Origin of the sequence: Microcoleus sp. B3-A4 (assembly GCF_036705385.1) — a bacterium.
Taxonomy (GTDB): Bacteria; Cyanobacteriota; Cyanobacteriia; order Cyanobacteriales; family Microcoleaceae; genus Microcoleus.
The window spans coordinates 21,387-32,214 of sequence record NZ_JAUBUI010000068.1 but is presented as its reverse complement, the minus strand read 5'-3'; the positions used below and the strand labels follow the sequence as shown (position 1 = coordinate 32,214).

Here is a 10,828-nt window from a genome sequence, read left to right as displayed (position 1 = left end):
ATGCGTTCGTTCACTTTATTAATTAGGTTGGGACTGATTCGTTGCCGAAAATGTACGGCGGGGTGATGGGTCAAATGCGAGTTCATTACTGTAGCTTGATAGACCGATAAAGTATTGCAGATAGGGGTTTTCCCGGATCTGTTCGACTGTTTCGCGATCGCTAATTCCTAATTTTTCTTTAATAATTAATGCCCCCAATGCCATCCTAAACGATTTAGCTGGTGCACCCTTGTCTGCGGGGAAGTTGGCCGCATATTCTGATTCAAATTCTGACCACGGGATTATTTGGGCCATTTTTACCCAACGGTTGAGGGCTGACAATTTAGATCCATTGGCTAGTTCAAAGTCTAAGGGTGGGAGGGGAGCAAACTCAGCTTTTCTGTACACGATCGCAGGTTGTGATGCACGGCTTTTGACCTATTCTACCTGTTTATCTTGCACTTTTCTCTCGATCGCGCGATCGCGTAACCCAGGCTAAGTAACACGCGATCGATGTATTCAGCAAACCCTAATTAAAAAAAAAGGATGAGTTGGCATAGGATGCGTCGAGGTGTTGGCGGCAAGCCAGACCCCATAGAATACAAGGAAAAAAAAGAAAAATTGTCAGAATTAAAACAATTAGAAGATGAGGGAAAAATTGATTTATACTATTTGGATGAATCCGGATTTTGTGGCATCCCTTGTGTCCCTTATGGATGGCAAGATATTGGTGAATATTTGTCAATTGATAGTCGTAGAACTAAGCGTTTAAATGTCTTGGGAATTATGAATCGGCAAAACACTCTTCATGCTTATGTTTCAGAGCAGACTATTAATTCTGATGTAATCATAGCCTGCTTAGATACTTTCTTTGCTGTGGTGGAGCGGCCAACAGTTATTGTATTAGATCAAGCTTCTATTCATACTAGCCATGCCATTTTCGAGAAAATTGAAGAATGGAAAGAACGCGGTTTAACTATATTTGAATTGCCTACTTATTCACCTGAATTGAATTTAATAGAGATTTTGTGGCGGTTTATCAAATATCAATGGCTCGAAATAGATGCCTACTCTAGCTGGCAATCTCTTGTTTCATCTGTAGAAAGAATTTTTAAAGAATTTGGAGATAATTATGTAATTAATTTTGCTTATAGCCTTTCTCAAAAAGATGAGGTACAATAACAGCAGTGTGTAAACCAGTTAAAAATATTTGACGATGTAACTTGTCCGAACGCAAACTCTATGGCATTTCCTAATTCTTGATAATTAGTAGTCTTGATAGAACGGAGAATGATTTTAAGTTTTGACCATAGATTTTCAATTGGTGAAAAATCTGGTGAATAAGGAGATAAGTATATTAATTTTGCCCCGGTTTTTTCGATAGCTTTTTTCACTTCTTCTCCCAGGTGAATGGGACAATTATCCATCACTACACAGGCTCCTTTCCATAGTTTGGGCACAAGTTTCCTGATTATAAAAGCTTCAAATGTAATTGCATCAGTTCCGCCTATTAGATTAACCGATGTCAAAATTTCATTGACTGACATTGCTCCAAGTATTGAGACATTTTTGCCACGTTTAGTTGGTTTTGGCCCCTGAGCCCTTTCACCTTTTAAAGATCTGGCATATAACCTAACCATTGCCAAGTTAACTCCCGATTCGTCAATGAATATTAAGTCTTTTAAACTAATCTCTTTAATTTTTTTCCAGAACTCACATCGCAGGAGTTGAACTCGCTCCGTGCCTTTGCCTGAAGGGAAGAGTGTTTTTTTTTGACAGTAATGCCTAAAAGTTTTATCATTCTTCCTATTGTTGATCTACTAACTGAAAATCCAATTCTCCCATAAAGTAAATAACGGAGTTCTTCAAGAGTTGCATCATTATTTCCTTCAATCAATTGAGCCAAGATGAGTAGTTGCTCCGCATTCAGTTTGCCTTTGACTCCACATCGGTCAGTTCTGGGAGTAATGTTTTTTGTTTCACGATATTGTTTAAGCAATTTTTGTACAAAGCTCAAGGCTACAGAAAAACGCTTAGCTAGTGCTTTTTGTGAAATGGGTTCAGCATGATAAGTATCAAGGATTTTTTGCCTAAAATCAATCGAATAAGCTTTCATTTTTAACAATGTATGAAGAGGAGTACAAGTAAACGTGTTGTGAGTCAAGCAGATCGTGCTGTCAAAAAAATGCTATTATGTGTGCTATCGCTTTCGCGTGGCTTTACTTAACCATGTAACTATAGTTCATTTGATCTGATATTCTCTGTCTGACCCTCATGAGTGAGTGCATTAACAGGATACCTCATCTTTCTGAGAAAGGCTATAACTACTTACAAGCACAGTGGATGGGCGATATCCCTGGTAAAATGCTTTAGCGAACAAAAACTACCCTACTATTGGGAATAACAAAGAACTGTTCAGCTAAGCTCAAAGTGATGCAGGTAGTTACTCGCTAAGCGCCACTGATCTTACCGCCAGCAGTTTTCATTTCTCTGAGAACAAGGTAATTGTAATTGGGTAATTGCGTAACTGAGAAAGCTGTACCTCACCCAATTGACAACTGCTATATCCTAGCTTCAGATTTATCAACATTTCTGGTGGGTTACCCTTCATAAAGCGTGGTTGCAGTCAGGACTTGAATCCTCTCTATGCCAGTGAATAATAACTATTAGTCCTGACTGCAAACTTACTGTGCTTAGATCGCCGGGTATGATATTATGTAGCGCAAAAACCGGGTTGATGAAGCCAACCCTCTTCAACAAAAAGGCGATCTATGGAATTTAAAGATTTTCTGGCTTTGCTGCATCCTATTTTAGCTGTAGCGATTGTTTTTCCTATGCTTGGTATTGTTCTCAATATGGGGTGGCAAACCATGCAGCGTCGGAAGCAAATTGCGATCGACACCAAGAGCAAAATTCCACCTGTAGTCGGTCCCGAACACGTCAAAGCAGGTCGAATTCTGTCAGGTTCGGTGGTAGGAGTGACGTTGTTGGGTCTAGCCTACCCGATTTTTGAGCATATTTTGAGCAAGGATGTTTGGAGCAAAAACTCGTTTCAGGTCATTTTCATTGTGCTGATGTTTGTTGCAACTGTCGGCTCTTTGGTCATGCTCTATCGAGCTACACCCGCTTTATGGCGGGGCATATTTGCCACCCTAACAGGTACTGGTTTGGTGATTCTTGGCGCCCAAGATGGCGTTTACCGACGAACCAATGAATGGTATTGGTCTCATTACTACATTGGCATCGCCGCTGCGCTAATTATGGTTTTTTCCCTTGCCATCATTCAAGACATTTACAAAGACCGCTCAAATCGCTGGCGCACTATCCATGTCATCTTGAGTTCGATCGCTGTGCTGCTCTTTCTGGGACAGGGAATGACAGGAACCAGGGATTTATTAGAAATTCCTTTGAACTGGCAGAAACCCTATATTTATAGCTGTGATTTCCCCAATAAGACCTGCCCAAAGCCGTGAGCGATCGCATTACTTCGACATTCAAGTCTAAAATTAGTAGAAATTAGACCACTAAACCCGGTTTCTGAATGTAACAAAATCCTAGTAATCACAGGAATGAGAACGAGAAACCGAGTTTATGATGCCCGGAGTGCGTCAGTTCTAATCAGCCATAAATCTTAATCATTGCGAGTCAAACCCTGAAGGCTAACTTGCAAAATCGACAACCCCAAAATCAGCAAAAACAAAACCAGCCCGATCGTACAAGCATAGCCAATTTCCAAATCATTAAAAGCCCGTTCGTAAAGATAATAAACAACAGTCTTAGAACTATTGCGAGGGCCGCCCTGAGTCATAATATAAACTTCTTCAAAAACCTTAGTAGCAGAAATCGCCGAAATTACCGCAACTAAAACTAAATAAGGCTTCATCAGCGGCACAGTAATATCCCAGTGCTTTCCCAAACCATCAGAACCATCAATAGCAGCCGCCTCATAAAGTTCTGCCGGAATAGCTTGCAGCCCTGCCAAATAAATTACCATGTAATAACCCAATCCTTTCCAGATAGTAACTGCCATGACGCTAAAGATTGCTAACTTCGGATTAGCCAGCCAAGAAACAGGAGGTAAACCCAACAATTCCCCCAACTGATTCAGCAGTCCAGTCTCAGCAAACAGCCACTTCCAAGCAATCCCGGCGACAACCATTGAAATCACCGCTGGCGTGTAGTATGCTGCTCGAAACCAGTTCATCCCCTTAAGTTTTTGATTGCACAAAATCGCCATTCCCAACGGTAGAACCACCAATAAAGGCACAACGCAGGTGAGATACAGCAGCGTATTCGTCAAAGTTTGCCAAAATGTGCGATCGCCCCACAACCTGTTAAAATTCTTCAACCCCACCCACTGTGGCATTTGAGTTAAATCATATTCGTAATTAGTAAAACTCAAATAAAAAGCTTGCACCGCCGGCCACAAAACAGTCAAACTCAAAATAAATAAAGCCGGCAGCAAAAACAAATAAGGCGTCAAATAGCGTCGGGAAAAAGTCACAGACATAGTAATGGGTAATTGGTAATTTTACTCGTTAACAGGCTCTGCCTGGTAACGCATATCCGGAGGCTCTGCCTCCAATTTTCCTACTCACAAGCGAGGCAGAGCCTCTGGACATTGATTCCCAGGCTATGCCTGGGAACCAGTTATAAAACTCGCATTTGTAGGGTGCTATTCGGCGCACCTGCGCTGAGTCCTTGAAAATATTTCTTGTCCCCCCCTTATTAAGGGGGGTTAGGGGGGATCTAGACTTCGACCCTACAAATAATAATTATTTAACTCCAGAAAACAAACCCTGCCATTCTCCCGGAGGACTGCCATTTTCCCCCTCTTTTACCTCAAAAGTAACGTTGCAAGCTTGAGGTTGTTCCAAAGCTTCCACGCACAATTCTGCAATATCTTCCCGACTGACTTTGCCCCTAATATTGTCTCCTTTCTCAAATATTAAAGCTTTGCCTCCCGGTTCTTCAGTCAAAGCACAAGGTCTGACAACAGTATAAGGTATGCCGCTCGATCGCACACAACCTTCCCCTTTCAGCTTCCAAGTCAAAATCCCCCCCAACATATCATTCATTCTGACGGCAGGCGGTTCTTCTTCCAAGTTAATTCCCGGGCGGCCCGGGCGGGTAACTCCTGCCGAACTCACCATGACAAATCGCGGCAAAGTCTGTCCCCCATCAGCTTTAATAGATTCTAACTCCAGTTGAAAAATACCCGGTGTAAATTTCGGGTTGAGCGCGCCGTCATATTCAAACTTGCTCAACATTAACTGAAAAGAAAAAATACTGCTGCCATCAAATTTAGAGCCATCCTTAACAGTTTTCGCGCGAAATACTGGAATTAACTCATCAAAAGGAACTGTGATAGTAATCCAGGTATTGTAAACAGTATCAAACGAATAGCAATAGCCAATTCCATCCCATTTAGCTTCGTTGCGAACAATCAATTTGTAGCGCTTGCCGTCTCCTTTGACGCGCAGGTGGAGGCCGCTAAATCCTGCGAGATTGAGCGGAGGATCAAAGTTGCGGGTACGCACCGAAGCAAAGCCACCCGAGTTGGCGGTAGAAACATTGCCTGTGAATATAGCCGTATTGTCTGTCAGCCGGATCGAACTTTCGCTAGTGCCGCCCATCACAATGTCGTCGAGCGCACCCCAACTTTCTTTTAAATCTTGGCTGGGTTTTGTGAAGTCAAAAATTGTTTTTTCGCCTGCTTGAATTAGCTGGCGGCGAACAGCTTTCACTAAATTATTGATGCCTTTGTATTCGACTATTTCGGGAACATCCACAACTTCCGGCATATAAAATTTGATGCCTTGATAGTATTTTTCCCGCGTTGGGGTGTCTCCTTCTATCGGTTGAACTTTAGTGCCGGTACAGCAGATAACTGCTTCTATGCCCTCGGTTACTAGCGGTGTTAGGGTTTCTGGGAGAGTGATATCTCCTTCGACTAACTCGACATTATTGCCGAGAATTTCTGTTGCTCTTTTAGCATCTCTGACGAGAGCTCGCACTCTATATCCCCGCTGTTGCAGCCGCTTGACAACTCGCTTCCCGACGCCGCCGGTGGCACCGGCTACCAGTATCAGTTTGGGTTTGTCTTTTTTAGTTTTGCTGCTGCTTCCAAAGAGTTGTTGCAGCCAGCTAATGCTGCCAATGAAGGGAATGACGCCGAAATAAGCCAAGGTTTTGAGAAACCGGCCGGCATCCCATTGGGCGGTTTTTTTTTCAGTCATACTAGCTTCCTCTGAATTGGCTCAAATCTACTTAGCTGCTTTTGTATTTTAATCGAATTTTCGATTTTTGAATTTGGGCGATTCGCTACCATTCGGGATAGCTTCGCTAGCGCGGACTTTGTTTACTTGACAATGGGTATCGGATGAGTTTGGCTTAAGGGAATCTCAATAATCAACTCGGTTCCCTCTCCGGGGGCTGAAATGCAAGTCAATTTGCCGCCGTGTTGTTCTACCGCAATTTCGTGGCTAATCGCCAAACCTATTCCCGCACCTTTGCCCACCTGTTTTGTGGTAAAAAACGGCTCAAAAATTTTCTGGCGAACTTTTTCTTCCATGCCCCAACCGTTGTCCTCGATCCGAACTGCTACGGCTTTTTCTCCGGGACAAAGTTCAGTCACAATCCGAATTTGTCCGCACTTGAGTGACTCTTCTTCGCCCCCGTGCGACGATAAATTATTGTTGACAAAGGCATCTTCGAGAGCATCAATTGCATTTGTCAGTACATTCATAAATACTTGGTTGATTTGAACTGCGTAACACTCAACCAAAGGCAGAGAGCCATATTCTTTGATAAGATGAATTGCTGGGCGATCGGGTTTCGGTTTGAGTCGGTTGCTCAAAATCAGCAAAGCGCTGTCCAATCCGTCGTGAATGTCAACTGGTTTAATGTCTGCTTCGTCAATTCTAGAGAAGTTTCGCAGCGACTGAACTATCTCGCGGATGCGGTTAGCTCCTACTTTCATTGAACCCAGCAACTTCGGTAAGTCTTCAACTATAAACTCTAATTCTACTGCTTCAATTTGTGCTTGAATTTCTGGCGAAGGCGACGGATATTGCTGCTCGTAAAGCTGCAACAAATCGATCATTTTTTGACTGTATTCGTTAGCATAGCTAAGATTTCCGTAGATGAAGTTAATCGGGTTAGTGACTTCATAAGCTACCGCCGCCACCAACTGTCCCAAACTTGACATTCTTTCGCTTTGCACCAATTGAGTTTGCGCCCGCTTAAGCTCGGACATCGCGGTTTTTAAATTAGCAGTTTTTTCGCGTTCTCTGGCGACGGATGCTTCTAGTGCTGTATTTAATTTTTCTAGTTTATCGACTTGGCAAAGCACTATATTAATCATTGCTTTTCTCAGTTCCAATGCAGCGTCTATTTCGCATTGTTTCCAAGGCAACGATTTATACCTCACATTTTCTTTCCACAGCTCGAAGGATTTCCTAGGAGACAGTCGAGGGTTGCCATTTTCATCGGTTTCAACTGGTTTGTTGGGGTTGCCCGCCCAATTTACGGTCTTAATTACTTCCGGGCGAAACCACAAAACGTATATTTTCTGAGTTGGTGATATTGCTATAGCCAAACACCCGCTAGCCGTGTCTTTAAATTCCTCCGCTTCTGGATAGCATTTGGTCAGCGAGTCTGTATAAAAAATTTCTTTGTTTAGGTTATTTTGCACCCACTGAGTTAAGTATTGGAGCGCTTCTCCCTGAGGTGTTTGCCCCACTCGATAGCAATTGTCTCCAAATACTATTGCGGCTCCCTGGGCGTTGACTGCTTCTAGCAAATTATGCTGACATTTAACTAACACTTCTGACAAGTTGTCAGACGTGGAGATGTCTTCAAAAATCTTAGTTTGAATTGATTTTAAGTGCAGTTTGTAGTCGTAGTCTTCGTTTCCTTCTTTTGATTGCAGTTCTAAGGACATTACTTGCCCGATAAATTCGCAGGCGGCGCGCAATTCATAGTTGAGGTATTTTGGTGTAGAGTTATGGCAAGCAATCAATCCCCACAGCTTTTGGCCTTTGATTAAAGAAATTGACATTGAAGCTGCAACGCCCATATTCTGCAGGTATTCTATGTGAATGGGAGAAACGCTTCTCAACACGGTGAAACTGAGGTCTAGGGGCTGGATGGAAGCCGCATTCTTGCCTGAAACAAGGGGGACTGGTTGATAATTAATATCTGGAATTAGCCTCAACCAATTTAACGAATACAGTTGTCGGGCTTGTTTGGGAATATCTGAGCTGGGGTAGTTTAATCCTAAGAAAGGACTCAGCTTTTCTGCTTTAGCTTCAGCGATCACAGCGCCGTTGCCTTCGGGGTCAAATTGATAGACCATAACTCTATCAAACCCCGATATTTTCCTGATTTCTTCTACAGTTAGTTGACATAATTCCTTGAGATTCGGGGCGCTTTGAATTTTGCTGACAGTCGCTCTCACTGAATGATAAAAGCTAAAAACCGAAAGATTTTCTGGGCTTGTGGCTAATTCTAACTCGACCATCAAAACTTCTTCTTCTCGGTGAAGAATGCAGTCTAATTCTAAATATTTACCTGCTATTTCGACCGAGAGTTTAATGGGATTGACGGTTTTTAAGTTGTCCTTCCGCAAACAGGTGTTGAGCTTTTTTAGTTGAATTTGATCGAATAATAAGCTTAAATTTTGACCGATCGCACTTTCTGCATCAATTCCTAACAAATCTTGCGTATTTTTGCTGGCTTGCACTATTTCTAGTTGAGGTTCTCGTACAACAAGTAGCACCCCGTGTGGCTGAATGTGCCCCGATAGGTGAATGGGTTCTCTGTCGCAGTTTGTCAAGTCAACTTCTTCGAGTGCGGGAATTGTGATTTGTTGATCCATTTCCTTTGCCTTCCGCTGTATAATTTGGAGAGGGTTCTAATGATTTGAGATTTGAGAGCAAATTGGCTTTTTTATAATAATCTCATAGTGTTCGATCGCATAACGGCTCGCTCCTTGGACGGACACTGAGAATCAATCATCCGATACTCAGCCAAAAATGATTTAGTCGAAAACCAGCCTGCAGTATGTGTTGCTGTTAGACCAGCCTCAGCCTTCTAGAAATTTTACCGACTTGGCTCTTTTATACTATCGCTTCCCGATGTTAATTATCAGAGCAATTTTTGCCATTCTTCAAATATGTTTAATAATTTCCCAAAACTTTAATATTTGTGGTATAATTTTGCCTGCTGGAAAAGGGGGAGAGAAATGCGTCTCCAGAGCGGCCTACTTACGGAAATATTAAGTTAAAGTAAGGGTGACAAGATCTGAAAGTCAAGTCACGCTAAGCTCTTTAAGTATATCCAACAGGCCCGACAATTAGACTGATGCTCGACTTCAATACAGTTACTGAATTTTCTCATACCTACTGCATAGCTATCTGTGCCTTTTTAGTTCCGGCAAACTTGCTGACTACTTTGCAGACAGTGATTTTGACAGCACTAAACCGACCTCGAATGCAAATTTGGGCGTCTGTGGTTGTCGCCAGCCTTTGGGCTACAGCAATGATATTTCACGTTTTTAGCTGGTTCGCGATCGGGGTAGTAATGCCTCCGACATACATCTTGTTAGTTATGGGAATCACTTGTCTGACAATCAATGTCTGGGCGATCGCTCATCCTGCAAGCATGATGCAATTAATTCGAGTTGCAGTATCAGTTGTTAGGGGAGCTCTCCAGAGGAAGAAGGATTTAGTTATCTTGGAGAGAAGGATGTAATTATCTAGGAACTCAAAAATAATGTGGTCGGGGTAATGTCAAAGATGTCAGGGAGAATATTGGTTTCAGAAGAAAGTTTTCCCTGGTTGCAAATCGGGGCTCAGAGTCCAGATTTTCTACTGCTTATTCCGGTTCCCGATCGCGACAATCTTCGGTTTCCGGGCCGCGGGGATGGATCGTGCAGTTGAGCAAGTACCCGCCATCGCTTCGGCCGTAATAGTAGCGGCATCCGATACAAATTGCGGGAGGTTCGATCGCACTTTGGTAAACCGGATAATCCGCAGTCGCCAGCAGCGAAAAGTCGCGCTGCGTCTGCACATTCCCGATAATAGCGCCGGAGAGTTCGACAGCTTGGCGGATGTTTTCGATCCTGGTGTAAGGCGGTAGGTAAATGTCAATACAAAGGCGTAGGCCCTGGCTATCTTGATCGTGGCGGGTAATAGTGCCTCCGAGCAAACCGACGCGCGAAGCAATAGCCGAGGAAAATTCGCTCAGGGAGGTACAGTAACCGGAGAAAACGTGAATATGTTCGTCCGTAGTAGCTCTCACAGTCAGGCGAGTGGGAATTCGCACTCTCAGGTAAGCGTCGAGTTCGTCAAAAATCGGTTCGGCGAGGGAGAGCATTTGGTTTGCGTCTTCGTGGTTGAGCCCAAAACCCTTAGAAACCTTTGACACGAGGGCTGCTAAAATATCAAAAACTTCGGTTAAGAGCGATTGTAGCCTGCTATCAATGGCGATCGGACATTCTCTAAGCAGCTTTAAATAATCCTCCAACCGATGAGCAATGCGCTGAATGCTGCTAAATCCGAGCATAGCTGCTCCCCCTTTAATCGAGTGCGAGGCTCGGATGAGCTGGTGTATTCTTTGGGGCTCTGGCACGGTATTTTGCAGATCTTCCAAGCCTTGGTCGATAATTTGGATCTGTTCTGTGGTTTCTTCGATAAAGTAGCCGATGATCCGCTGTAGTTGTTCTGGCAGCATAATTTTATTCTCCTAAAGGCAGCCTAGTATTATTAGTCATTACTCAGACCTTTGATAGTTTTGAATCGATATTTCACTGATGAGTTATTGGGGTTTTTAAGCCCTAATTTGT

General features: G+C 43.2%; 7 protein-coding genes and 2 pseudogenes. 3 read left to right on the top strand and 6 right to left on the bottom strand.

Features of this window, described 5'->3' with window-relative positions:
- Positions 1 to 387 (bottom strand): annotated as a pseudogene (locus QUB33_RS22200) (transposase); the annotation flags it as partial.
- Between the two features lie 138 nt (positions 388 to 525).
- Between QUB33_RS22200 and QUB33_RS22195 the strand changes: the two are divergent.
- A pseudogene (locus QUB33_RS22195) lies at positions 526 to 1,161 on the top strand (IS630 family transposase); the annotation flags it as partial.
- Here QUB33_RS22195 and QUB33_RS22190 read toward each other — a convergent pair.
- A protein-coding gene (locus QUB33_RS22190; RefSeq protein ID WP_333354330.1) for an IS630 family transposase occupies positions 1,140 to 2,095 on the bottom strand; the annotation gives its coding sequence in 2 pieces (ribosomal slippage) (positions 1,140 to 1,756 and positions 1,756 to 2,095; 957 coding nt in all). The pseudogene QUB33_RS22195 and the gene QUB33_RS22190 sit on opposite strands and share 22 nt — an antisense overlap.
- A 655-nt stretch (positions 2,096 to 2,750) precedes the next feature.
- Here QUB33_RS22190 and QUB33_RS22185 point away from each other — a divergent pair.
- Positions 2,751 to 3,452, top strand: a complete 702-nt coding sequence (locus QUB33_RS22185) for a DUF4079 domain-containing protein (protein WP_333354327.1) — start codon at positions 2,751 to 2,753, stop codon at positions 3,450 to 3,452.
- 158 nt (positions 3,453 to 3,610) lie between these two features.
- Here QUB33_RS22185 and QUB33_RS22180 read toward each other — a convergent pair whose 3' ends face one another.
- The 3 genes from QUB33_RS22180 to QUB33_RS22170 form a co-directional block, all read right to left on the bottom strand.
- Positions 3,611 to 4,489 carry a sugar ABC transporter permease gene (locus QUB33_RS22180; RefSeq protein WP_333354324.1) on the bottom strand — a complete coding sequence of 293 codons (879 nt, stop codon included), beginning with the start codon at positions 4,487 to 4,489 and terminating at the stop codon, positions 3,611 to 3,613.
- A gap of 265 nt (positions 4,490 to 4,754) precedes the next feature.
- Positions 4,755 to 6,218: a CIA30 family protein gene (locus QUB33_RS22175; protein ID WP_333354320.1), complete on the bottom strand. Its 1,464-nt coding sequence runs from the start codon at positions 6,216 to 6,218 to the stop codon at positions 4,755 to 4,757.
- Positions 6,219 to 6,340: 122 nt separating this feature from the next.
- A complete protein-coding gene (locus QUB33_RS22170) occupies positions 6,341 to 8,860 on the bottom strand; it encodes an ATP-binding protein (protein WP_333354317.1) in 2,520 nt (839 codons plus the stop codon).
- A 485-nt stretch (positions 8,861 to 9,345) separates the two neighbouring features.
- On the opposite strand from QUB33_RS22170, the gene QUB33_RS22165 reads away from it, so the two are divergent.
- Positions 9,346 to 9,735 (top strand): hypothetical protein, encoded by a 390-nt coding sequence (locus QUB33_RS22165; RefSeq protein ID WP_333354313.1) that lies wholly within the window; start codon positions 9,346 to 9,348, stop codon positions 9,733 to 9,735.
- A 123-nt stretch (positions 9,736 to 9,858) separates the two neighbouring features.
- Here the strand turns inward: QUB33_RS22165 and QUB33_RS22160 are convergent, their stop codons facing one another.
- Positions 9,859 to 10,716, bottom strand: a complete 858-nt coding sequence (locus QUB33_RS22160; RefSeq protein WP_333354310.1) for an Hpt domain-containing protein — start codon at positions 10,714 to 10,716, stop codon at positions 9,859 to 9,861.
- Positions 10,717 to 10,828: the final 112 nt, after the last annotated feature.